Raw genomic sequence first — 23996 nt, 5'->3', positions numbered from 1 at the left:
AGCCACACCGACACACCAGGGGGATCCCATGACACACGACGCCGTCCGGCTGGACTCGGTCACCAGGACCTACGGCCCCGTGACCGCACTCGACGACGTCTCCCTCGCGTTCCGCACGGGGACCTTCACCGCCGTCATGGGCCCCTCCGGCTCCGGCAAGTCCACCCTGCTCCAGTGCGCCGCCGGCCTGGACCGGCCCACCTCCGGGTCGGTCACCGTGGGCGGCACCGAACTGACCGGCCTGAGCGAGCGGCGCCTGACGCTGCTGCGCCGCGAGCGCGTCGGGTTCGTCTTCCAGGCGTTCAACCTGCTGCCCTCGCTGACCGCCGAGCAGAACGTGGCCCTGCCCCTGCGCCTGGCCGGCCGCCGCGTGGCGAAGGCCCGGGTGCGCCAGGCGCTCGCCCAGGTCGGCCTCGCCGAACGGGCCCGGCACCGGCCCGGGCAGTTGTCCGGCGGCCAGCAGCAACGCGTCGCCCTGGCCCGCGCGTTGATCACCCGCCCCGACGTGCTGTTCGGCGACGAGCCGACCGGGGCCTTGGACACCCGCACCGGCCGCGAGGTGCTCGGCCTGCTGCGCGGCATGGTCGACCGCGAGGGCCAGACGGTCGTCATGGTCACGCACGACCCGGTCGCCGCCGCGTACGCCGACCGCGTGCTCTTCCTCGTCGACGGCCGTGTCAACGGCGAGTTGACCGGCGCCGGCGCCGACACCATCGCCGCGCGCATGACCCGCCTGGAGGCCGTGCCGTGCTGACCGTCGCCCTGCGCACCCTGCGCACCCGCTGGGCCGGCTTCACCGGCAGCTTCGTCGCCCTCTGCCTGGGCGTGGCCCTGCTCACCGTGACGGGCCTGGCCCTGGCCTCGTCCGCGACCGCCCCGGAGCGCCGCCCCGAACGCTTCGCCGCCGCGCCTGTCGTCGTCAAGAGCCAGGACACCCTGCGCGTTCCGACCCCGATCGGCGACCGCACGGCCCGGCTCGCCCACCCGCGCCCCCTCCCCGCGGCGACCGTCACCGCGCTGCGGAAGCTGGGCCCGGTCGTCGAGGACCGGTCGTTCCCCGTGCGGGGCGGCCCCGCCGGCCTGGTGGGCCACCCCTGGTCCACCGCCGCGTTCGCCCCCTACGACCTCACGGCCGGCCGGGCGCCCCGCACGGCCGACGAGGTCGCCCTCACCGGCGACCCGTCCCGCCTCGGCCGACGGCTCCGCACGGACCGGGGCACGGTACGCGTCGTCGGCACCCTGACCCCGCGCGGTTTCGAGAACGCCGTGGACCCCTTGCGCGGTTTCGAGAACGCCGTGTTCTTCACCGACACCCGCGCCGCCCGACTGGCTCCCGCCGTCCACCAGTTGGTCGTCACGGCCGATCCGGCGGCCGTACGGCGGACGGTCGGCGGCAGCGCCCGGGTCCTCACCGGTGACGCGCGCCGCCTCGCCGACGCCGACCCCGGCCGGGACAGCGAGGCGCTCACCGCGATGAACGCCCTGTTCGGCACCGCCGGCGGCGTCACCGCCTTCGTGTCGGTCTTCGTCGTCGCCTCGACCTTCGCCTTCGCGGTCGCCCAGCGGCGCCGGGAGTTCGCCCTGCTGCGCACCACCGGTGCCACCCCCGGCCAGATCCGCCGCACCGTCCTCGCCGAGGCCCTCACCGTCGGCGCCCTCGCCTCGGCCGCGGGCTGCGCACTCGGCTCCCACCTCGCACCCCGCCTGGCGGCCCGGGTCGCCGACGAGGGCCTCGCCCCGGCCTGGTTCACCATCGGCGACCACACCTGGCCGTACCACGCGGCCTTCTGGACCGGCCTGCTCGTCGCCCTGGCCGGAGCGACCGCGGCCTCCTGGCGGGCCGGCCGCACCGCCCCCACCGCGGCCCTGCGCGAGGACAGCGGGCGGATCACCCCGGGCCGACTGCTGTGCGGCACGGCACTCCTGCTCACCGCCGCCGTGACCCTGGTCCTCACCCTCACCGGCGACCCCGGCGACCTCCTCCACCGCAAGACCTACATCAGCCGCCCCATGCTGCTGATCACCGCGGCCGCCCTGCTCGCACCCCTCGTACTGCGCCCCCTGACCCGGCTGCTGACCTGCCTGCCCACGACCGTCGGCATGCTGGTCCGCGCGAACACGGCCACCGGGGTACGCCGTACCGCCGCGCGCGCGGCCCCCGTCCTGGTCACCGTCGCCCTGGCGGGTTCGCTGCTCGGCACCACCGCGACCCTGAACCGCGCGAAGGCCGCCGAGGCGGGCGACCGCACCACCGCCGCCTTCGTCCTCACCCCGCCGCCCGGAACGGGCTTCGACGACGCCACCCTGCGCAGACTCCGCGCCGTACCGGGCACGGACATCTCACCCACGTCCTCGACGGCCGTCCACGTCCTGGAGGACGGCGTGGCCCTGGTCCGCTCCGAGGGCCGCGCCGCGACCCCCGCCGCCCTGGCGGCCACCACCCGCCTCCCGCTCACCGCGGGCAGGGTCAGCGACCTGGACGACGACTCGATCATCGTCAACGGGGAGTGGCGGCGGCACCGGGTGGGCGAGCGGGTACGCGTGTGGCTCGGCGACGGGACGCCCCGCACCCTGCGCATCGCCGCGGTGCTGACCACCGGCACGGGGGACAACGGCGTCTACGTCACCCCGCGCAACGCCCCGGGCGCCGCGATCGACCGGATCGACGTGGCCCTGAGGGACGGCGCGGACCCGGCAGCCGTGGCCACCGCCCTCGACCGGGCCGCGGGTCCCGGCCGGGTCCTCACCCGCGAGGCATGGCTCCGGGCCACCCACCCCGAGACCAACCGCACGACCCGCCTCGGCCTGTTGCTGGTCCTCGGCATCGCCCTCCTCTACACGGGCATCTCGGTGGCCAACACCATGGTCATGGGGACCTCCGACCGGGCCCGCGACCTGGCCGTGCTGCGGCTGGCCGGGGCCACCCGGTGGCAGGTGCTGCGACTGGCCGGCGCCGAGGCCCTGACGGTCGTCGCGGCCGGCGCGCTCCTCGGTCTCGCGGTCGCCGCCGTCAACCTGGCCGGCCTGACCGGCGCCCTCGCGCTGCTGTCGGTCCGGCCCGCTCTGGCCTTCCCGTGGCAGGCCCTCGGCACGACCGCGACGGCCTGCGCCCTGCTCGCCGTGGCCTCGGCGGTCGTGCCGACCGCCCTCGCCCTGCGCCGCCGCCCGGCGACCCTGGCGGGCCTTCGGGAGTGAGTCCGCGGGGACCGGCCTGAGAGCTTCCTCACACGGCGAAACACCGAGACAACCGTCACATCCGCAGACACGAAGAACGGGCGGCATCTGATCGATGCCGCCCGTTCCGACGGTGCGCGAGGGGGGAGTTGAACCCCCACGCCCTTGCGGGCACTGGAACCTGAATCCAGCGCGTCTGCCTATTCCGCCACCCGCGCATTGGGTGTGTCCTGGGCTCCCTGCCCCTTGGGGCCTGGCGCCTTCCGACACCCAGAACATTAGCACGCTGGACGGGGTGGGTTCACATCCGTTGTTCCGCAGGCAGAACCCTCGCCGAACCTTCGGTGCCCCCGCCACGTATCAACGCGTGCCGCTTCACGTATCAACCTCGTACCGGTACCCCCTGTCCCCCCAGGAGGGGGCGGGGTCCACAGTCCGGTGCGGGACACTGGTCTCCGGCCGCCTCTACGATCCTTGGCAGGGGTACCTGAAGCGGTTGCGCGCGGCAGTACTCCCGCCGGAGTTCGAAGGGGAGCTCCACAGGGAACTTCGTCATGCGTCGACACCCGTCGGCCGGGCTGACAGGGGGAACCAGCCGATCGACCGGCGCGTGGATACGATCAGTAAGCAGTACCAGGCAAGCGGCCCGCAGGGCAGTACACAGGACGGCAGCGACGGAGGAGGTGCCCCATGGGAGTCCTGAAGAAGTTCGAGCAGCGTCTCGAAGGTCTGGTCAACGGCACCTTCGCCAAGGTGTTCAAGTCCGAGGTCCAGCCCGTGGAGATCGCCGGCGCGCTCCAGCGCGAGTGCGACAACAACGCCACCATCTGGAACCGCGACCGGACGGTCGTCCCCAACGACTTCATCGTGGAACTGAGCACGCCGGACTTCGAGCGGCTCAGCCCGTACTCCGGCCAGCTCGGCGACGAGCTCGCCGGCATGGTGCGCGACTACGCCAAGCAGCAGCGCTACACCTTCATGGGCCCGATCAAGGTGCACCTGGAGAAGGCCGAGGACCTCGACACCGGCCTGTACCGGGTGCGCAGCCGTACGCTCGCCTCCTCCAGCAGCCAGGCCGGCCCGGGAGGCGCCGCCGCGCCCGCCGCGCCCGCCGCCCCGCCGGCCGGACGCCCCGGTGGCTACGGCTACCGCCGCCGCCGCGCCGCCGGCGCCCCGCCCATGCCCGCCGCGCCGCCGCCCGGCGGCTGCCCGGCGGGTACGGGTACCCGCCGGCCGCGGGCGCCAGCGGCCCCCGGCCGCGCCGCCGCCGGCGGACGCACCCGCCACTGGATCGAGATCAACGGCACCCGCCATCAGATCTCCCGCCCGACGCTCGTGCTGGGCCGCAGCACCGACGCCGACGTGCGGATCGACGACCCCGGCGTCTCCCGCCGGCACTGCGAGATCCGGACCGGAACGCCCTCGACGATCCAGGATCTCGGATCCACCAACGGCATCGTGGTGGACGGGCAGCACACCACCCGCGCTACGCTCCGCGACGGCTCGCGGATCGTCGTGGGCAGTACCACCGTTATCTATAGGCAAGCCGAAGGGTGAAGCGGGGGCAATGTCAGAGCTGACCCTCACGGTCATGCGGCTGGGGTTCCTGGCCGTTCTGTGGCTGTTCGTGATCGTGGCCGTGCAGGTCATCCGGAGCGACCTGTTCGGGACGCGCGTCACCCAGCGCGGATCGCGCCGCGAGGCCGGCCGGCAGCAGCAGGCCGCCCGCCAGGCGCCGCCGCAGCAGCGCCAGCAGGCCTCCGGCGGCCGGCGCGGCCGCAACGCCCCCACCAAGCTGGTCGTGACCGAGGGCACCCTCACCGGCACGACGGTCGCCCTGCAGGGCCAGACCATCACCCTGGGCCGGGCGCACGACTCGACGATCGTGCTGGACGACGACTACGCCTCCAGCCGCCATGCCAGGATCTATCCGGACCGCGACGGCCAGTGGATCGTCGAGGACCTCGGCTCCACCAACGGCACGTACCTGGACCGGACCCGGCTGACGACTCCCACACCGATTGCGCTGGGCGCGCCGATCCGCATCGGCAAGACCGTCATCGAGCTGCGGAAGTAGTACGACAATGAGCGAGCGGAGCGAGCACGCAGTGGCGGGCCCCACCCCGGGCCCCGGCGCGCTCCCGACCGGAGGGTGGGCAGTGTGGCTCGACACGACCGGCTGTACCCGGAGCCGACAGGCGAGGTGCGCATGAGTCTGTCACTGCGCTTCGCGGCCGGATCGCACAAGGGCATGATCCGGGAGGGCAACGAGGACTCCGGGTACGCCGGCCCACGCCTGCTCGCCATCGCCGACGGCATGGGCGGCGCCGCCGCCGGTGAGGTCGCCTCCTCCGAGGCCATCTCCACCATCGTCGCCCTCGACGACGACGTCCCCGGCTCCGACCTCCTCACCTCGCTCGGCACGGCGGTGCAGCGCGCCAACGACCAGCTGCGCTCGATGGTCGAGGAGGACCCCCAGCTGGAGGGCATGGGGACCACCCTCACCGCCCTGCTGTGGACCGGGCAGCGCCTCGGCCTGGTGCACGTCGGCGACTCCCGCGCGTACCTGCTCCGCGACGGTGTGCTGACCCAGATCACCCAGGACCACACCTGGGTGCAGCGCCTGGTCGACGAGGGCCGCATCACCGAGGAAGAGGCCACCACCCACCCCCAGCGCTCGCTCCTCATGCGCGCGCTCGGCTCCGGCGACCACGTCGAGCCGGACCTCTCCATCCGCGAGGTCCGCGCCGGCGACCGCTACCTGATCTGCTCCGACGGCCTGTCCGGGGTGGTGTCCCACCAGACGCTGGAGGACACCCTCGCCAGCTACCAGGGCCCCCAGGAGACCGTCCAGAACCTCATCGAGCTGGCGCTGCGCGGCGGCGGCCCCGACAACATCACCGTCATCGTCGCCGACGTCCTCGACCTGGACACCGGCGACACCCTCGCCGGGCAGCTGTCCGACACCCCGGTCGTGGTCGGCGCGGTCGCCGAGAACCAGCACCAGCTGCACGACAACGGCATCATGCAGACCCCCGCCGGCCGCGCCTCCGGGCTCGGCCGCCAGGGGCACGGCCAGGGCGGCGGCGAGTTCGGCCCGCCCGGCTCCGGCGACACCACCGGCTACATCCCGGCGACCGGCTTCGGCTACGGCGACGACGACTTCGTCAAGCCGCGCGGGAAGGGCCGCTGGCTGAAGAGATCCCTCTACACCGCCCTGGTGCTCGCCGTCATCGGCGGCGGACTCTACGGCGGCTGGCGCTGGACGCAGACGCAGTACTACGTCGGCACCCAGGGCGAGCACGTCGCGCTGTACCGGGGCATCAGCCAGGACCTGGCCTGGGTCTCCCTCTCGAAGGTCGAGAAGGACCACCCCGAGATCGAACTCAAGTACCTGCCGCCGTACCAGCAGAAGGCGGTCAAGGCGACCATCGCCGAGGGCGGGCTGAAGAACGCCCAGGCGAAGATCCAGGAACTGTCGGTACAGGCCTCCGCGTGCAGGAAGGAAGCGCAGCGGCGCGAGGCCGAGAGCCGGAACAACTCCAGGACCGGCGAAGGCGAGGCCGGCGGCACCACGGGAACCACTCCCGCCTCCTTCACGTCAAAGGCCACACCGACGCCGAACCCGTCGAACCCGTCGGGCTCGCCGTCGGCGCCTGAGAAGTCCACGCCCCCGACCACGACCGCACCCACTCCCAGCCCCGGCCCCAGCCTCTCGGAGGAAGAGCAGAAGGTCGTCTCGCTGTGCGGTAAGCAGTAGGCAAGCCGTGAGAGGCCCTGTCACACGATGAGCAGTACTACGAACTCGCCGACGCACCACACGTCCACGATCGGCGCGATCGGCGCCCCGAGCCGACGCAACACCGAGCTGGCGCTGCTGTTGTTCGCCGTCGTCATCCCGGTGTTCGCCTATGCCAACGTCGGGCTGGCCATCAACGACTCGGTGCCTCCGGGCCTGCTGAGCTACGGGCTCGGGCTGGGTCTCCTCGCGGGCGTCGGCCATCTCGTCGTCCGGAAGTTCGCCCCGTACGCCGACCCCCTGATGCTGCCCCTGGCCACTCTGCTCAACGGGCTCGGCCTGGTGGTCATCTGGCGGCTGGACCAGTCGGAGAAGCTGCAGGCGAGCAGGACCTTCGTCGAGGCGGCACCGCGCCAGCTGCTGTACTCGGCGATGGGCGTCGCCCTGCTCGTGGTCGTGCTGATCTTCCTGAAGGACCATCGGGTCCTCCAGCGGTACACCTACATCTCCATGGCCGCGGCCCTGCTCCTGCTCGTGATGCCGCTGATCCCCGGCCTCAGCGCCCCGACGTACGGCGCCAAGATCTGGATCAAGATCCCGGGCCTCGGCACGCTCCAGCCCGGTGAGTTCGCGAAGATCGCCCTCGCGGTGTTCTTCGCCGGCTACCTCATGGTCAAGCGGGACGCCCTGGCCCTGGCCAGCCGCCGCTTCATGGGCCTGTACCTGCCGCGCGGCCGCGACCTCGGTCCGATCCTCGTCGTCTGGGTGATGTCGATCCTCATCCTGGTCTTCGAGACCGACCTCGGTACGTCGCTGCTGTTCTTCGGAATGTTCGTCATCATGCTGTACGTCGCCACCGAGCGGACCAGCTGGATCGTCTTCGGTCTGCTGATGTCCGCGGTCGGCGCCGTCGGCGTGGCGAGCTTCGAGCCGCACATCCAGACGCGTGTGCAGGCCTGGCTCAACCCGATGCGCGAGTTCGAACTGTCCCGCGCGGGCGTCCAGGACGGTGTCGTCCACTCCGAGCAGGCCATGCAGGCGCTGTGGGCCTTCGGCTCCGGCGGCACCCTCGGCACCGGCCTCGGGCAGGGCCACTCCGACCTCATCGGCTTCGCCGCCAACTCCGACTTCATCCTCGCCACCTTCGGCGAGGAGCTCGGCCTGGCCGGCGTCATGGCGATCCTGCTCCTCTACGGCCTGATCATCGAACGGGGCGTGCGCACCGCGCTCGCGGCCCGCGACCCGTTCGGCAAGCTGCTGGCCATCGGCCTGTCCGGCGCCTTCGGCCTCCAGGTCTTCGTCGTGGCCGGCGGTGTCATGGGCCTCATCCCGCTGACCGGTATGACGCTGCCGTTCGTGGCCTACGGCGGTTCCTCCGTGATCGCCAACTGGGCGCTGATCGGCATCCTGCTCCGCATCAGCGACACCGCCCGACGCCCGGCCCCCGCTCCCGCCGCCAACCCCGACGCCGAGATGACCCAGGTGGTCCGCCCGTCATGAACAAGCCCCTGCGCCGGATCGCGATCTTCTGCGGCCTGCTCGTCCTGGCACTGCTGATCCGCGACAACTGGATCCAGTACGTCAAGGCCGACGAGCTGAGGACCGACACCAAGAACCGACGCGTCTCGATCGAGCGCTACGCCTCACCGCGCGGCGACATCATCGTCGGCGGCGACCCCATCACCGGGCACGCCACGACCACCTCGGGCGACTTCAAGTTCAAGCGCACCTACAAGGACGGCCCCATGTGGGCGCCCGTCACCGGCTTCGTCTCGCAGGCCTTCGGCGCCAACCAGCTGGAGTCCATCGAGGACGGCATCCTCACCGGCAACGACGACCGGCTCTTCTTCCGCAACACGCTCGACATGCTCACGGGCAAGAAGAAGGAGGGCGGCAACGTCGTCACGACGCTCAACGCCGACGCGCAGAAGGCCGCCTACAACGGCCTGAAGAAGCAGGGCGGCAAGGGCGCGGTGGTGGCGCTGGAGCCGTCCACCGGAAAGATCCTGGCGCTGGCCTCCTACCCGTCGTACGACCCCTCGTCGATCGCGGGCAACAGCGAAGAGGACGCCAAGGCCTGGAAGAAGCTGGACAAGAAGAACAACCCCGACGACCCGATGCTCAACCGGGCGCTGCGGGAGACGTACCCGCCCGGCTCGACCTTCAAGGTCGTCACCGCGGCCGCCGCCCTGGAGGACGGCCTGTACCCGGACCCGGACGCGAAGACCGACTCGCCCGACCCCTGGGTCATGGAGGGCACCACCACCAAGCTGCCCAACGAGGGCAACATCCCCTGCAAGAACGCGACGCTGCGCGTGGCGCTGCAGTACTCCTGCAACACCGTCTTCGGCAAGATCGGCTCCGACCTCGGCAACGACAAGATGCTGGACATGGCCAAGAAGTTCGGCTTCACCGAGGAGCAGTTCACGCCGGTCCGCTCCAGCGCGTCGGTGTTCTCCGACGACATGAACCCGTCGCAGACCGCGCTGTCCTCCATCGGCCAGTTCAACACCGCCGCGACCCCGCTGCAGATGGCCATGGTGGCCTCGGCCGTCGCCAACAACGGCACCCTCATGAAGCCGTACATGGTCGACGAGCTGCAGGCTCCGAACGTCGACACCATCGAGAAGACCGAGCCCGAGGAGATGAGCCAGCCGCTGTCGGCGAAGAACGCCCAGCTCCTCCAGTCGATGATGGAGACGGTCGTCGACAAGGGCACGGGCTCCAACGCCAAGATCCCCGGCGTCAAGGTCGGCGGCAAGACCGGTACCGCCCAGCACGGCGTGGACAACAGCGAGAACCCCTACGCGTGGTTCATCTCCTACGCCAAGGGCGCGGACGGCACAGCGCCGGTCGCCGTGGCGGTCGTGATCGAGGACGACAACGCCGTCCGTGACGACATCTCCGGCGGTGGCCTCGCGGCACCGATCGCGAGGAACGTGATGGAGGCGGTCATCGAGAGCAAGAAGTGACCCCGCTCACGTCTGCTTCACATCGGTGCACGTTGCGATACCGGTCCTGTATCGGCTGACGGGCTTGGCCAGGTCACACAAAACAAGCCGGGTACGGTAGGCCCGGACGGCAGCCTCCGACCGTACAAGCTTCCGGTCGGGACCGACGGAGAGGGCTGGTAGGTAGCTATGGAAGAGCCGCGTCGCCTCGGCGGCCGGTACGAACTGGGCCAGGTGCTCGGGCGTGGTGGCATGGCGGAGGTCTACCTCGCGCATGACACCCGCCTCGGCCGCACCGTGGCGGTGAAGACGCTCCGCGCGGACCTCGCGCGCGACCCTTCCTTCCAGGCCCGGTTCCGCCGGGAGGCCCAGTCGGCCGCCTCGCTCAACCATCCCGCGATCGTCGCGGTCTACGACACGGGCGAGGACTACATCGACAACGTGTCGATCCCGTACATCGTGATGGAGTACGTCGACGGCTCCACACTCCGTGAGCTCCTGCACTCCGGCCGCAAGCTGCTGCCGGAGCGGGCCATGGAGATGACCATCGGCATCCTCCAGGGCCTGGAGTACGCCCACCGCAACGGCATCGTCCACCGCGACATCAAGCCCGCGAACGTCATGCTGACGCGCAACGGCCAGGTCAAGGTGATGGACTTCGGCATCGCCCGCGCCATGGGCGACGCCGGCATGACGATGACCCAGACGGCGGCCGTCATCGGCACCGCCCAGTACCTCTCGCCGGAGCAGGCGAAGGGCGAGCAGGTCGACGCCCGCTCCGACCTGTACTCCACCGGTTGTCTGCTGTACGAGCTGCTGACCGTCCGCCCGCCCTTCGTCGGCGACTCCCCGGTGGCCGTGGCCTACCAGCACGTCCGGGAGGAACCGCAGGCGCCGAGCGTCTTCGACCCCGAGATCACGCCCGAGATGGACGCGATCGTGCTGAAGGCGCTCGTCAAGGACCCCGACTACCGCTACCAGTCGGCCGACGAGATGCGCGCCGACATCGAGGCCTGCCTCGACGGCCAGCCGGTCGCGGCCACGGCCGCGATGGGCTCCGTGGGCTACGGCGGCTACCCGGACGACCAGCCGACGACGGCCCTGCGCGCGGACTCCGGCGCGGGCGCCACGTCGATGCTGCCCCCCATGAACCCGGACGAGGGCGGCTACGGCTACGACGACCGCCCCGACCGGCGCCGCGGACAGCAGCGCAAGTCCAGCACCTCGACGATCCTGCTCGTGGTGGCGGGCATCCTCGTGCTGGTCGGCGCGATCCTCATCGGACGGTGGGCGTTCAGCGGCGACGGGGGCGACAGCACGTTCCCGGCGCCCAACCTCGTCGGTGAGACCGAACAGAGCGCCCGGAAACTCGCGGCCAACTCCGACCTGGAACTGACGTTCTCGAAGAAGCCCTGCGACAACCAGGCCAAGGGCAACATCTGCTCGCAGGACCCCAAGGCCGGTACGGACGTCCAGAAGGGCGACACCATCGCCCTGGTGGTGTCGACGGGCGCGCCCAAGGTGACGGTGCCGGACGTGACGGGCCTGACCTACGACAAGGCAGCGGCCCAGCTCGAGGACAAGGGCTTCAACGTCGAGCAGAAGACGGAGGAGTCCGACCGGACACCCGGCGTGGTCATCAAGCAGAACCCCGACGGCGACACGGAACAGGAGAAGGGCTCCACGATCACCCTGACCGTCGCCAAGGAAGCCGCGAAGTCCACCGTCCCGGACGTCCTCGGCCAGAGCTGTGACGCGGCCAAGCAGCAGATGCAGGCCAGCGACCTGGTCGGCAACTGCACCGAGGTCGAGACCGACGACGACAGCCAGGTCGGCAAGGTCATCCAGACCACGCCGCAGGCCGGTACCTCGGTCGAGAAGAACTCGTCGGTGAACATCCAGATCGGCAAGAAGAAGGAACAGCAGAAGACGCGCGTCCCGCAGGTCGTCGGCCAGACCGTCGGTCAGGCCAAGCAGACCCTGGCGGCGGCCGGCTTCACGAACATCCAGTTCGCGAACGGCAGCGACCAGAGCGACAACGCCCTCGTCGCCGGCCAGGACCCCCAGGGCAACCAGGAGGTCGACGACCCGGCCGGCACGACGGTGACGCTCCAGACCGTCAGCTTCGGCAACAACGGCGGCAACAACAACGGCGGCGGCGGCAACGGCGGCATCTTCGGCGGCCTCAACGGCGACGACTGACGCGGCACCCCGCTCGCACAGAGCCCCGGCACCCGTGAGGGTGCCGGGGCTCTCCCGTTCTCCGTCAGGTCTCCGTCAGGTCCCGTCAGCGCAGTTCCTTCGGCGGTGTCCGGTCCGCGTCCACCTTCTCGACCCGCTCCAGCTCGCCCCACACGATGTACCGGTAGGTGCTCGTGTACACCGGCGTGCAGGTCGTCAGCGTGATGTAGTGCCCGGGCTTCTTCCTGCCCGACTCCTTCGGGATCTGCGAGAGGACCTTGACGTTGAACTTCGAGGTCTCGGGAAGGATGGCGAAGGCCTTGTAGACGTACCACTTGTCCTTCGTCTCGAAGACGATCGGATCACCCTTCTTGATCTTGTCGATGTTGTGGAACTTGGCCCCGTGGCCGTCGCGGTGGGCGGCGAGGGAGAAGTTGCCGGGCTTGCCCGACATCGGCAGGGCCGACTTGACGGGCTCGGTGTAGTAACCGGCCACACCATCGTTGAGGATCTTGTTCGACGTGCCCTTCTCGACCAGGACCTCGCCGTTCCTCATCGCGGGCACGTGCAGGAAGCCGATGCCGTTCTTCGTGTCCAGCGCCCCGGGCCCGCCCCGGCCGTGCGCCCAGTCGTCACGGACCCGGTCGGCCTGCTTGCCGGCCGTACGGTCGGCGATGACGTTCGTCCACCACAGCGAGTAGACGACGAACAGGCCGAGGACCAGGCCCGCGGTGATGAGGAGTTCCCCGAAGACGCTGACCGCCCGCGCGATCGGGCCGGGCCTGCGGCGCGCCGCAGGCCGCCGCGACGCCGCGCCGGTGTGCTCTTCGTGGTCCGTGTCGGTGGTCGCTGCCACTGGTCATCTGCCCTTAACTGACGAGCGCATCCGGCTTGCCCTTGCTGCGCGGCCGTTCCTCGACCATCTTGCCCCAGACGATCATCCGGTACTTGCTGGTGAACTCCGGCGTGCACGTGGTCAGCGTGATGTAGCGGCCGGGCTCGGTGAATCCCGACCCCGCGGGGATCGGGTTCAGGACGCTCGTGTTGCTCGGCGACGTCACCGGCAGGATCGACGCCATCTTGTAGACGTAGTACTCGTCCTGGGTCTCCACGACGATCGGGTCGCCGGGCGTGAGCTTGTTGATGTACCGGAACGGTTCTCCGTGGGTGTTGCGGTGGCCCGCGAGCCCGAAGTTCCCGGTCTTGTCACTGGGCATGGCCGTCTTGAGCGCGCCCTCGGCGTAGTGGCCGACCATGCCCCGGTCCAGGACGCCCTTGTTGCTGGTGCCCTCCGCGATGGGCACCACCACGTCCAGCTTCGGGATGTGCAGGATGGCGAAGCCCTGCCCCGGCTCGAACGTCCCCGGGTTGCGCTTGCCGTTCGCCCAGTCGTCCTGGAGGCTGCTGGCCTCCTGGCCGGCCTGCGCGTGCGCCCGCACGTTCGTCCACCACAGCTGGTAGGTGACGAACAGCAGCATCAGCACGCCGGTCGTGATGAACACCTCGCCTATGGCCCGGCTGGCGACGACCGCGGGGCCCGGCTTGCGCGCCCGCGCCTGCCGCCGCGCCTCGACCCGCGACAGGGGCGCCCGGGACTCTTCTTCCGCCGGGCGGGTGTCCGGGCCGCCGCCACGGCGCCCGTGACGGCGTTTGGCGGCCTTCCTGCGGGCCGCCCGGCCGCCGTGGGTCCCTCCGTCGTGCCGCGGACCGCCGGCGGCCGCAGAGCCCGGTATGGGCTCACCGGCCGCGGGCGGCGGATCCGGTATCCGCAGCGCCACCGTCTCCTCGTCGACCGGAGGCCCGTACGGCTCCTCCGGGACGGGCTCGTACGACGCCGCCGCGTACGGCTCCGGCGCCGGCTCGTACGACTGCGGCCGGGGCGAGCGGGCTTCGGGCGCCGGCTCGTACGACTGCGGCTCCGGCTCCGGCGGGTACGGCTGCTGCTGCGCCCCCGGCTGCGGGGGCGCACCGTACGCCCCTCCGCCCGACCAGTCCTCGAACGCACCCGGCACCCCGTACGACTGCTGCCCGTACGAGGTGTCGGACTCGCGCTCGGGGCGCAGCGCCGTCACGCCGTGGCCCTGCCCACCACCGGGGCGAGCCCGGCCGACCTCGCCACCGCGCCCTCGTCGCCGCACTCCACCAGCCAGTTGGCCAGCATCCGGTGCCCGTGCTCGGTCAGCACCGACTCGGGGTGGAACTGCACGCCCTCCACCGGAAGTTCGCGGTGCCTGAGGCCCATCACGATGCCGTCGTGGGTCCGGGCCGTGACCTCCAGTTCGGCCGGGACCGTGGCCGGCTCGGCGGCCAGGGAGTGATAGCGCGTCGCCGTGAAGGGCGAGGGCAGGCCGGCGAAGACACCCCGGCCGCCGTGCTCGACCAGCGAGGTCTTGCCGTGCAGCAGTTCGGGCGCCCGGTCCACGACACCGCCGTACGCCACCTGCATCGACTGCATGCCCAGGCAGACGCCGAAGACCGGGACGCCCGTGGCGGCGCAGTGCCGGACCATGTCCACGCAGACGCCCGCCTCCTCCGGCGTGCCCGGGCCCGGGGAGAGCAGGACGCCGTCGAAGCCGTCCTGGGCGTGTGCCGTCGAGACCTCGTCGTTGCGCAGGACCTCGCACTCGGCGCCCAGCTGGTACAGGTACTGGACCAGGTTGAAGACGAAGCTGTCGTAGTTGTCCACGACGAGAATGCGCGCGCTCACTGGTTGTCCACCGTCACATCGTTGAAGGGCAGCAGCGGTTCCGCCCACGGGAAGACGTACTGGAAAAGCACGTAGACCACGGCCACGACCAGGGCGAGTGAGATCAACGCCTTCACCCATGTGTTCCCCGGCAGATGCCGCCAGATCCAGCCGTACATGCCGTCCCTTCCGTCGTACCACGGCACCAGACCTACGCCGTACAGCCACCAGACTAACGGCGCAACGCCTCAGGTTTCCCTGCCTCCACAGGCTGGGTGGAGTCCAGGTGCGCCCAGACGATCAGCCGATGACTGTGCCCCCATTCCGGGTCGCACGTGGTCAGCGTCAGATAGCGGCCCGAACGCGTGTACCCGGATGTACGTGGGACAGGGTCGATCACCTCGATGTCCGAGGGCACTGTTTTGTACGGGCCTTTGTCGATCCGATACGTGAACCACGTCGTGCCGTCGGTCAGCACCACGGCGTCACCGCGCCGCAGCCTGGGGAAATCCTTGAAGGGATCACCGTGGGTGCGGCGGTGGCCGGCGACCGCGAAGTTCCCCTTCTGCCCCAGTTGGGCGGTCTCCGCGTAGTGCCCGAGGCCCTTCTTCAGGGTGCCGGTGGCGGTGCCTTCGAGCACCGGCTTGTTCCACGTGAAACCAAGACGCGGGATGTACATGATCGCGAAAGGCCTGCCCTCGGCGTACGGCGCCGGCTTCGCGGGGCTCCCGGTGGCCGTCCCGCCCGGCGGACGGGGCTTCGACCACTCCTCGTGGAGCAGGTCGATCTGGTCGTCCATGACGTCGTCGGCCCGCACACCGGTCCAGAACAGCACGTAGACGACGAACAGCACGATCACGCTGCCGACGGTGATGCACAGTTCGCTGACGGTCCTGACGATCACGCGCACCGGCGGCTCCCCCGGCCTGGGCTCCTACTCCACGGGCTTCGCGTAGTGCAGATCCACTGTGCCCGAGTAGCCGGGCAGAGTCACCGGGCCGTTCTCCTCGACTTTCCAGCCGAGCCCGTAGACGTTGACGTAGACCATGTAGTTCTGGATCGCCGGGGACGCCGCGAGCGCCTTCTTCAGCTTCCCGGGGTCGCCGACCGCCGTGATCTTGTACGGCGGTGAGTAGACGCGGCCCTGGAGGATCAGGGTGTTGCCCACGCAGCGCACCGCGCTCGTGGAGATCAGCCGCTGGTCCATGACCTTGATGCCCTTGGCGCCGCCCTGCCACAGCGCGTTCACCACGGCCTGGAGGTCCTGCTGGTGGATGACCAGGTAGTCGGGCTGCGGCTCGGGGTAGCCGGGGAGCTTGGCGGTGGCGTCCGGCGGGGCGTCGTTGAGCGTGACCGTCAGGGACTCGCCCTTGAGCTTCTGGGTGCCCGCGCGCTTCTCCAGAGCCGCGAGCTTGGCGTCCTCGGCCTTGGTCGACCCGTCGTCCCGGTCCGCCAGCGCCTCTATGTCCTTGCGCAGGGCGCCGTTCGTCTCGTCCAGCCGGCCGTTCTCCCGGCTGCGCTCCTGGATCAGGTCGGACAGCTTCAGCAGCGAGGCGTCCGTGCGGATGTCGGTTCCCTTGGCCGTGTTGAAGCTGGTGAAGAAGATCAGCCCGGCGAGAGCGAAGACGGCCGCCGTGAGGATCCGCACGGGCCGGAAACGGCGCGCGCGCCCAGGGGTGGATCCCGTCCCGGGGGAGTCGGCAGAATTGCTCAACGTACCCTTATCTCCTTCGGCGCGGCGGAAGCACTACGCTAACGGACGCCCGGGGGAGCAATCGGAGTCCCCTTACGCTGCCCCGAGACCGACCCAGTTACCTGCGCGGCCACGCAGCGCATCGACAGGAGAGACCCTCGTGCCGAAGTCACGTATCCGCAAGAAGGCCGACTACACGCCGCCGCCGTCGAAGCAGACGACCGCGCTCAAGCTGGACAGCCGTGCCTGGGTCGCGCCCGTCATGCTGGCCATGTTCCTCATCGGGCTGGCCTGGATCGTCGTCTTCTACGTCACCGACGGTTCGCTGCCCATCGACGCGCTGGGCAACTGGAACATCGTGGTGGGCTTCGGCTTCATCGCGGCCGGATTCGGCGTCTCGACGCAGTGGAAGTAGCGGTCACCGGAAGGTGAACGCAGCTCTACCCAGGGTTGTTCGCTGAGTTATCCACAGCCATTGTCCACAGGTGGAAAAGAAACGACGATCTGTGGATAACTCGCTGGGCGTTGACGCCGGTATGACGGAAGTACCGCAACTCGAAAACTTGTTCGCCCCCTGCCTGACCTGCGGAAATGCGGGTCGGTGACAGGGGGCACATGTGTTCCCGCACCCTATGCACAAGATCCGCCACCCGCTGTGGACAACGGTTGCGCTCAGGTGAGCTGGGCCGTCCTCAACAGGGTCAACAGCACGACCACGGCCAGGACCAGCGCGCAGGTGCCGTACTGGACGAGGGCGCGGCGCTCGCGCGGGGCGTGGACCATGGCGTACCCGACGGCGACACCGGCGACGAGTCCGCCGATGTGGGCCTGCCAGGAGATGTTGAAGCCCGGGCTGAAGGTGAAGATCAGGTTGATCACCAGCAGCGCGATGATCGGCCGCATGTCGTAGTTGAGCCGCCGCATCAGGACGGCCGTCGCGCCGAACAGGCCGAAGATCGCGCCGGAGGCGCCGAGGGTGGCGGTGTTCGGCGAGGTCAGCAGATAGGCCAGGGCGCTGCCGGCGAGTCCCGAGATGACGTAGAGCGCGAGGTAGCGGACGCGGCCGAGGGCTGCTTCGAGGGGGCCGCCGAGCCACCAGAGGCTGAGCATGTTGAACGCGATGTGCCAGATCTCCTGGTGCGTGAACATCGAGGTCACCATGCGGTACCACTCACCGCCCGCCACGCCCTGGGTGGGCAGGTAGGGCGCGGGCGGCCAGGCGCCGAGCAGGACGAGGTCGTTCAGGAGCGACTCGTTGACCTGGACGGCGATGAACACCGCCAGGTTGATGCCGATGAGGATCTTGGTCAGCAGGCGGGGGTCGGCCGTGATGGTGCCGCCGGCGATCGTGCGGGGCATGGCGGCCGTGGGCGCGTGGCCGGTGCCGGAGCCGGAGCGGACGCACTCGGGGCACTGGAAGCCGACGGAGGCGTTGACCATGCACTCGGGGCAGATCGGCCGCTCGCAGCGGGTGCAGCGGATGCCGGTCTCACGGTCCGCGTGGCGATAGCACGTGGGGACGCTGTGGGCGTCCTGCGGGCTGCCCGCAGCCTGGTCGTCCATGAGATCCCCTAGGTCGTGATGAAAGCCGTGGTGGGCAAAGCCCCGCCCCGCTCATCCTTACGGATGAGCGGGGCGATTGGTTCCCTGTGGGAGCTTTCGCGCTCAGCGGGTCTCGACGACGACCGACTCGATGACCACGTCGTTGACCGGGCGGTCGGTGCGCGGGTTCGTCTGGGTCGAGGCGATGGTGTCGACGACCTTCTGGCTGGCGGCGTCGGTGACCTCGCCGAAGATGGTGTGCTTGCGGTTCAGCCACGCCGTCGGGGCGACGGTGATGAAGAACTGCGAGCCGTTGGTGCCCGGGCCGGCGTTGGCCATCGCCAGCAGGTAGGGCTTGTCGAAGCGCAGGTCCGGGTGGAACTCGTCCTCGAACTGGTAGCCGGGGCCGCCGGTACCGTTGCCCAGCGGGTCACCGCCCTGGATCATGAAACCGCTGATCACCCGGTGGAAGACCGTGCCGTCGTAGAGCCTGTCCGTGGACTTCTCCCCGGTCTCGGGGTGCGTCCACTCCCGCTCGCCCTGGGCGAGCTCGACGAAGTTCTTGACCGTCTTGGGGGCGTGGTTCGGCAGAAGCCGGACTTCGATGTCGCCGTGGTTGGTCTTCAGGGTGGCGTAGAGCTGCTCAGCCACGATCTGCCTTCCGTTGTCTTTCCGTGACTCCCTGATCCTCGCATGGACGGGGCCCGACGTCGCCCGACCTCCGTTCACCGGAGGTAAACCGGGCCGAGCGGCTGCGGAAAACCAGTCGAGTAGTCGCGGGGCGGGGGCGCGCGGTGGCGATCCGTGGCATTGTCGACGACAAGCTCACGTTGACCCCTGTTCATCCGTTCTTGTACTCGATCAACTCCATCGGCACCCGTATGCCCGTCTGGCATGGCGCGAAGCGCCCGGGCAGGCATGATCCGTAAAAGGGTGGAAAGTCGAAATACCGTACGCCACCGAGGAGGAGGAACCCGTGACCCGCATCGACAGCGTGCGCGCCGCGACCGGTTCGGCGAAGGACAGCGTGCTGCACGCCGCGGAAGTGGTGGCGCCCTACGCCGACACGGCCAAGGACAGGGCCGCGCACTACGCACACGAGGCACGCGTACGGCTAGCGCCCAAGGTGACGCAGGCCGCCGGGCAGGCCCGCGTCCAGTACGGCACTCATGTGCAGCCGTATCTGGAGCAGGCCCGCACGCATGTGCCGCCGAAGGTCGACCAGGCCGCCCAGGAGGCCGCCGTCCGTACCCGCAAGGCCGCCCGTCAGGCGGCTGAGTACTCCCGGCCGAGGATCGAGCAGGCGATGGCCGCGGCCGTCCCCGTCACGACCGAGGCCGCGGCCCGGAGTGCGGCCGCGATGGCCGCACTGCGCGGCCAGGTCTCGTCCAAGGAGATCCAGCGGCTGGTCCGCAGGCATGAACGGCGGGCCAGGGCCGGCAAGGCCATGAAGACGCTGGTGATCCTGGGTGCCGTCGCGGGCGGCGCCTTCGCCGCCTGGAAGTGGTGGGACAAGCAGGCCAACCCGGACTGGCTGGTCGAGCCGCCCGCCGCGACGGAGGTCCCCGAGTCCGGTCGGCTGTCCGCCGTGGACGGCAGCGGCCAGTCGGCGCTGGACCCGGAGGTCCAGGCCAAGGAGGCCGAGGAAGAGGCCGCCCAGCGCGACGACCGTTCCTGACGGTCGCCGGATCGCAGAGCACGGCGGAGCGGAAGCCTTGAGGCTCGGCCTCGGGTCTTCCGCCCCGCCGTGCTGTTTCACGTGAAACACGAAATGCCCTCCGCGCTGCGTTTCCGCAGTTCAGAGGGCATTTCCAGGGGTGGAGCCTAGGGGAGTCGAACCCCTGACATCTGCCATGCAAAGACAGCGCTCTACCAACTGAGCTAAGGCCCCGGAAGAAGACGTCCGACCGGAAGAAACCGCGTACCGGCGAGCGTCGGAGACCAGAGTACCGGGTCACCCCCGTGATTCCGCAAAAAGATTAGGGGTCCCCGTCGCCGACCACTCTCCGTAAGATGCTCGGCGTGGTTCGCTACCGCGAACCGCCGTACATGGGGAAGCGATGGGGAGACGCAATGGACGCCGCACAGCAGGAAGCGACCGCGAGAGCGCGGGAACTGCAGCGGAACTGGTACGGGGAGCCGCTGGGGGCGCTCTTCCGTAAGCTCATCGACGATCTTGGTCTCAACCAGGCTCGTCTCGCGGGGGTTCTGGGACTGTCCGCTCCGATGCTGTCGCAGCTGATGAGCGGTCAGCGGGCGAAGATCGGCAACCCGGCCGTGGTGCAGCGCGTGCAGTTGCTGCAGGACCTGGCGGGGCAGGTCGCGGACGGCAGCGTGAGCGCCGCCGAGGCCACCGAGCGCATGGAGGAGATCAAGAAGTCACAGGGGGGCTCGGTGCTGAGCAACACCACGCAGACGACGAGCAGTTCGGGGGCGCCCACGGTCAAACGCGTCGTCCGCGAGATCCAGTCGCTGCTGCGCTCGGTCGCGGCGGCAGGCGACATCATCGAGGCCGCGGACACCCTCGCGCCGAGCCACCCGGAACTGGCAGAGTTCCTCCGGGTGTACGGTGCGGGCCGCACCTCGGACGCGGTCGCGCACTACCAGTCCCACCAGAGCTGATCCCGCCGCCCGGCGCCGAAGGGGGTTCGGCAGCGGGCAGCGGGTGAAGTGAACGGGGGTCGCGTCACGGTACGGACGGGCACGAGGGGGCGTGTCCCGTACGGGGGACCGGTCGACGCCAGGGGGATGTGTATCGCTCATCGGGGGAGTCGTTCCGCCCGGCGGGGAGTCGTACCGCCCGTCGAGGGGGAAGCAAGGGGGGAAGCCACAGGGGGAGGAGCGACGTACAGCCATGGGTGAGGTCTTCGCCGGCCGGTACGAACTGGTCGACCCGATCGGACGCGGAGGGGTGGGCGCCGTCTGGCGCGCCTGGGACCACCGCCGCCGCCGCTATGTGGCCGCCAAGGTCCTGCTGCAGAGCGACGCGCACTCGCTGCTGCGCTTCGTCCGCGAACAGGCCCTGCGCATCGACCACCCCCATGTGCTCGCCCCCACCAGCTGGGCCGCCGACGACGACAAGGTCCTGTTCACCATGGACCTGGTCGCCGGCGGTTCCCTCGTCCATCTCGTCGGGGACTACGGCCCCCTCCCGCCGGCCTTCGTCTGCACCCTGCTCGACCAGCTGCTGTCCGGGCTGTCGGCGGTGCACGCGGAGGGTGTCGTACACCGTGACGTCAAACCCGCCAACGTCCTGCTGGAGGCCACCGGCACGGGCCGGCCCCGGCTGCGGCTGTCCGACTTCGGCATCGCGATGCGGCTGGGCGAGCCCCGGCTGACGGAGACCAACCTCGTGGTGGGGACGCCCGGTTACCTGGCGCCCGAGCAGATGATGGGCGCTGAGCCGGACTTCCCCGCCGACCTGTTCGCCGTGGGGCTCGTCGCGCTGTACCTGCTGGAGGGTGCCAAGCCGGACAGCAAGGCGCTGATCCAGTACTTCGCCGAGCACGGGACGCCCGGCGCGCCCAAGGGCGTCCCGGAGCCGCTGTGGCAGGTGATCGCCACGCTGCTCCAGCCGGACCCGCAGGCGCGGTTCCGTACGGCCACGGGGGCGCGCAAGGCCCTCGCCGCAGCGGCGGAACTCCTCCCGGAACCAGGCCCGGACGACGAACTGATCGAGATCTTCGACCAACTCGGCCCCCTGCCCTCCGGGTTCGCGCCGGAGGGGCCGCTGGTGAGAGCGCGGGGGGCTGGGCCCGGGAGAAGAGCCACCGGGGTCGGTGCCGGGGTCGGTGTCCGGTTCGGCGTCGGGCTCGGGTTCGGGCTCGGGTTCGGGTTCAGGTTCGGCGTCGGGTTGGGCGTCGGGTTCGGGTTCGGCGTCAGGCGCGGAGCGGCCCGGCGCGGCATCGGACGCGTCGCGGTCCGGCCCGGGGGCGGGCGCGGGGACGGGGGGCGAGCAGGAGCCCCGGCAGGGCGCCCGGACTCCGGCAGGACAGGACTCGTGGCAGCGCGCCGACATCACGGGCACGAGCGACGCCCCAGGGGCCGGGGCCGGCAGGCCGGGTGCAGGGGCGGGCACCCCAGGGGCAGGGGCGGACGCCCCGGGCATGAGGGCCGGCGCCCCTGCGGCCACAGGGGCCGGCACTCCGGCCGTAGGGGCCGTGCAGCCCGATCCCCGCCAGGACACCGACCCGCCGGCGGCGTCGGCAACCCCGACGGCCTCGCCCGCCCCGTTCACCGCCTCACCCCCGTCCTCCATGTCGGACACGGGCAGCTTCCACCTGCCGCCTCCGCAGGCCATGGTCACGCCCTCCCCGCCGCCCTCCCCCGCAACCGGTCAGCCGCACTCCGCACAGCTTCGGCCCCAGCAGCAGGCTCCCGTCTCCCCCTACGACCCGACGTACCCGCCGTCCCCGTCGCAGCCGCTCCCGCCGCCCTACCCCGCCCCACATGGCTACCTGTTGGCACAGGAACACGCCGACGCCACCACAGCCACGTACACCGCACGTTCCCCGGAGCCCCTACAGACCCCCCAGTCCCTGCAGTCCCCACCGCCGGGCCGGACGGCCTCCCGGCACCGCGCGGAACGGCAGCGCCGCCGCCCCGGCCCGCCGGCCAAGGTGGCTGTGCCGCTGCTGCTGCTCGCCCTCGCCTGTTACGCGGTGGGTTTCTGGGCGCTGAGCCGCATCTGAGCGGACGCGGTCGTCGAACCGCCGCGCCCGGCCTACGCGGCGCTCCGCCGCCGAGCCACCACGGTCCACACCCCGAGCCCCACGAGCAGCGCGCTCCCGGTGCCGATCCCGCCCACGGCGACCGCCCGCATCGCGGTGTCGTCGCCCGCGGCCACGCCTTCCGCCGCCGCTTCCCGGTCCTCGTCCGAGACCTCGAAGACGCCCTTCGGCTCGGACTCCCCCGCGTAGCCGGGCCCTGCCTGGGTAGCCCCGGCCACCCGGACCCGCAGGGTCATCTTGAACGGCCCGTCGCCGAAGCTCTCGGCGACGCTCTCCGAGAGGTGGGCGACCAGGTAGTAGGAGCCGGCGAAGCGCATGCCGCTGACCTGCTGGGTGACGGCGTAGCGGTTGGCGTGGTCGACCGGCGGCAGGGGCGGCAGGCTGCCGGACTTCTGATCGCCGTCGTAGCCGACGCCCACGTCGGCGACGGGGCCGCGCGCGGGGTTGTAGAGGGCCAGGTCCAGCGCGTCGGGCGTGTAGCGCGTGCCGCCGGAGTCCGAGCTGCCGAGGTCGGCGGTGACGGCGAGCTGCTGTCCCCAGTCGACCGGCACTTCGTAGAAGAGCGTCTGGCCGGGCCGGATGTCGTCCCGCCAGACGCCCTGGTCCAGGGGCCGGGCCTCGGAGAACCCGGCGCCGCCCGGGCGGCGCTCGAAGTCTCCCTGGAGCGGCTGGGGCGTGGCGGAGTTCCACGCCTCGGGCGCGGTGGTCGCCCCGGTGCGCGCCGTCCGCGGTTCCGTCGTGGCGAGGAGTTCCAGGTCCCAGGTGTCGGGTGAGGAGCCCTTGCCCTCCGGGTCGGCGCGCTCGACGGAGACGTAGTAGGCACCGCTCTTCTGGCACAGGGACTTGTTCGGCGCGATCTCCCGCCTGCCCCATGCCGCGATCGGGTGGGGGCTGCGGGCGGCGCCGAAGGTCTCGCTGTCGTCGGAGCAGGAGTTGCCCTCGGCGTCCTGCACGGACACCTTGATCCCGTCGATGACGGAGACGGTGCTGCCGGGGGAGGGGACGGCGGTGACGGAGACGTACGCGTTCGAGGCGGCGTCGAGTTCGAGGCGGTAGTTGACCTTGCCGCTGCTCGGGAGGGAGCTCTTGTAGGCCGTTCCCGGCTTCAGAAGGACGGCGTCCGCGGTGCTCCTGGCGCCCTCGACGCTCCGGGCGCCGTCGGCGAAGGCGTACGGGCTCGGCGTCAGCGCCGTACCGGAAGCCCCCGCGGCGGCCAGGGCGGCCTGGCCCGGCGCCACGGCGGCCGTCGTCCCCAGCACCACCGCCACGACGCCCAGGCGTACGGCCACCGGCGGACGAC

General features: G+C 70.8%; 20 protein-coding genes, 2 tRNA genes and 1 pseudogene. 12 read left to right on the top strand and 11 right to left on the bottom strand.

The annotated features are described in order from the left end of the window. Positions 1-28 precede the first annotated feature (28 nt). Both C1703_RS19970 and C1703_RS19965 read left to right on the top strand, forming a co-directional pair. The gene (locus C1703_RS19970; protein ID WP_114254156.1) at positions 29-754 is read left to right on the top strand and encodes an ABC transporter ATP-binding protein; all 726 of its coding nucleotides are present in this window, start codon (positions 29-31) and stop codon (positions 752-754) included. Beyond that, positions 748-3195, top strand: coding sequence for an ABC transporter permease (locus tag C1703_RS19965; protein WP_114254155.1), 2448 nt, complete (start codon positions 748-750; stop codon positions 3193-3195). Before C1703_RS19970 ends, C1703_RS19965 begins: the two co-directional genes overlap by 7 nt. Before the next feature lie 113 nt (positions 3196-3308). On the opposite strand, the gene C1703_RS19960 is transcribed toward C1703_RS19965, so the two are convergent. Beyond that, a tRNA-Leu gene (locus tag C1703_RS19960) sits at positions 3309-3392 on the bottom strand. 472 nt (positions 3393-3864) lie between these two features. Here C1703_RS19960 and C1703_RS19955 point away from each other — a divergent pair. From C1703_RS19955 to pknB, 6 genes are all read left to right on the top strand, one after another. Then, the gene (locus C1703_RS19955; RefSeq protein WP_114254154.1) at positions 3865-4731 is read left to right on the top strand and encodes a DUF3662 and FHA domain-containing protein; all 867 of its coding nucleotides are present in this window, start codon (positions 3865-3867) and stop codon (positions 4729-4731) included. 10 nt (positions 4732-4741) lie between these two features. Further along, a complete protein-coding gene (locus C1703_RS19950; protein ID WP_114254153.1) occupies positions 4742-5251 on the top strand; it encodes an FHA domain-containing protein in 510 nt (169 codons plus the stop codon). A 132-nt stretch (positions 5252-5383) separates the two neighbouring features. Beyond that, the gene (locus C1703_RS19945) at positions 5384-6934 is read left to right on the top strand and encodes a Stp1/IreP family PP2C-type Ser/Thr phosphatase (protein WP_114254152.1); all 1551 of its coding nucleotides are present in this window, start codon (positions 5384-5386) and stop codon (positions 6932-6934) included. Between the two features lie 27 nt (positions 6935-6961). Then, positions 6962-8413, top strand: a complete 1452-nt coding sequence (locus tag C1703_RS19940; RefSeq protein ID WP_114254151.1) for an FtsW/RodA/SpoVE family cell cycle protein — start codon at positions 6962-6964, stop codon at positions 8411-8413. Further along, positions 8410-9885: a penicillin-binding protein 2 gene (locus tag C1703_RS19935; RefSeq protein ID WP_114254150.1), complete on the top strand. Its 1476-nt coding sequence runs from the start codon at positions 8410-8412 to the stop codon at positions 9883-9885. Before C1703_RS19940 ends, C1703_RS19935 begins: the two co-directional genes overlap by 4 nt. 168 nt (positions 9886-10053) lie before the next feature. After that, a complete protein-coding gene (gene pknB / locus C1703_RS19925; protein WP_114254149.1) occupies positions 10054-12066 on the top strand; it encodes a Stk1 family PASTA domain-containing Ser/Thr kinase in 2013 nt (670 codons plus the stop codon). 85 nt (positions 12067-12151) lie between these two features. On the opposite strand, the gene C1703_RS19920 is transcribed toward pknB, so the two are convergent. Genes C1703_RS19920 through C1703_RS19895 form a run of 6 tightly spaced genes read right to left on the bottom strand, consistent with a single transcriptional unit; the run spans position 12152 to position 16445 of the window. Continuing rightward, positions 12152-12901 (bottom strand): class E sortase, encoded by a 750-nt coding sequence (locus C1703_RS19920; protein WP_114254148.1) that lies wholly within the window; start codon positions 12899-12901, stop codon positions 12152-12154. 13 nt (positions 12902-12914) lie between these two features. Beyond that, positions 12915-14117 carry a class E sortase gene (locus C1703_RS19915; RefSeq protein WP_114254147.1) on the bottom strand — a complete coding sequence of 401 codons (1203 nt, stop codon included), beginning with the start codon at positions 14115-14117 and terminating at the stop codon, positions 12915-12917. Beyond that, positions 14114-14752, bottom strand: a complete 639-nt coding sequence (locus tag C1703_RS19910; RefSeq protein WP_114254146.1) for an aminodeoxychorismate/anthranilate synthase component II — start codon at positions 14750-14752, stop codon at positions 14114-14116. The genes C1703_RS19915 and C1703_RS19910 overlap by 4 nt, the downstream gene beginning before the upstream one ends. After that, the gene (locus C1703_RS19905) at positions 14749-14910 is read right to left on the bottom strand and encodes a hypothetical protein (RefSeq protein WP_010032594.1); all 162 of its coding nucleotides are present in this window, start codon (positions 14908-14910) and stop codon (positions 14749-14751) included. Before C1703_RS19905 ends, C1703_RS19910 begins: the two co-directional genes overlap by 4 nt. A gap of 53 nt (positions 14911-14963) precedes the next feature. Next, complete coding sequence (locus C1703_RS19900) at positions 14964-15641, bottom strand: class E sortase (protein WP_114254145.1); 678 nt, start codon at positions 15639-15641, stop codon at positions 14964-14966. Positions 15642-15665: 24 nt separating this feature from the next. Further along, entirely contained in the window at positions 15666-16445 is a 780-nt protein-coding gene (locus tag C1703_RS19895; protein WP_114254144.1) for a DUF881 domain-containing protein, read from the bottom strand. A gap of 139 nt (positions 16446-16584) precedes the next feature. On the opposite strand from C1703_RS19895, the gene crgA reads away from it, so the two are divergent. Next, positions 16585-16839 carry a cell division protein CrgA gene (gene crgA / locus C1703_RS19890; protein ID WP_114254143.1) on the top strand — a complete coding sequence of 85 codons (255 nt, stop codon included), beginning with the start codon at positions 16585-16587 and terminating at the stop codon, positions 16837-16839. 257 nt (positions 16840-17096) lie between these two features. Here crgA and C1703_RS19885 read toward each other — a convergent pair whose 3' ends face one another. Next, positions 17097-17987 (bottom strand): rhomboid family intramembrane serine protease, encoded by an 891-nt coding sequence (locus tag C1703_RS19885; RefSeq protein ID WP_114254142.1) that lies wholly within the window; start codon positions 17985-17987, stop codon positions 17097-17099. Positions 17988-18089: 102 nt separating this feature from the next. Further along, positions 18090-18617, bottom strand: a complete 528-nt coding sequence (locus C1703_RS19880; protein WP_114254141.1) for a peptidylprolyl isomerase — start codon at positions 18615-18617, stop codon at positions 18090-18092. A gap of 325 nt (positions 18618-18942) precedes the next feature. Here C1703_RS19880 and C1703_RS19875 point away from each other — a divergent pair, with 325 nt between their 5' ends. Then, on the top strand, positions 18943-19644 hold the full coding sequence (locus tag C1703_RS19875) for a DUF5324 family protein (protein ID WP_114254140.1): 702 nt from the start codon (positions 18943-18945) through the stop codon (positions 19642-19644). 140 nt (positions 19645-19784) lie between these two features. Here C1703_RS19875 and C1703_RS19870 read toward each other — a convergent pair. Continuing rightward, positions 19785-19857: transfer RNA gene (locus C1703_RS19870), tRNA-Ala, on the bottom strand. A gap of 182 nt (positions 19858-20039) precedes the next feature. Here C1703_RS19870 and C1703_RS19865 point away from each other — a divergent pair. Further along, on the top strand, positions 20040-20588 hold the full coding sequence (locus C1703_RS19865; RefSeq protein ID WP_114254139.1) for a DNA-binding protein: 549 nt from the start codon (positions 20040-20042) through the stop codon (positions 20586-20588). 232 nt (positions 20589-20820) lie between these two features. Beyond that, positions 20821-22657, top strand: a pseudogene (locus C1703_RS19860) (serine/threonine-protein kinase). 32 nt (positions 22658-22689) lie between these two features. Here C1703_RS19860 and C1703_RS19855 read toward each other — a convergent pair. After that, positions 22690-23985 carry a hypothetical protein gene (locus tag C1703_RS19855; RefSeq protein ID WP_114254138.1) on the bottom strand — a complete coding sequence of 432 codons (1296 nt, stop codon included), beginning with the start codon at positions 23983-23985 and terminating at the stop codon, positions 22690-22692. Between the last annotated feature and the right edge of the window lie 11 nt (positions 23986-23996).

Origin of the sequence: Streptomyces sp. Go-475 (genome assembly GCF_003330845.1) — a bacterium.
Classification (GTDB): domain Bacteria; phylum Actinomycetota; class Actinomycetes; order Streptomycetales; family Streptomycetaceae; genus Streptomyces.
Note: the sequence above shows the minus strand (reverse complement) of the source record. Positions and strands in the feature narration are given on the sequence as shown.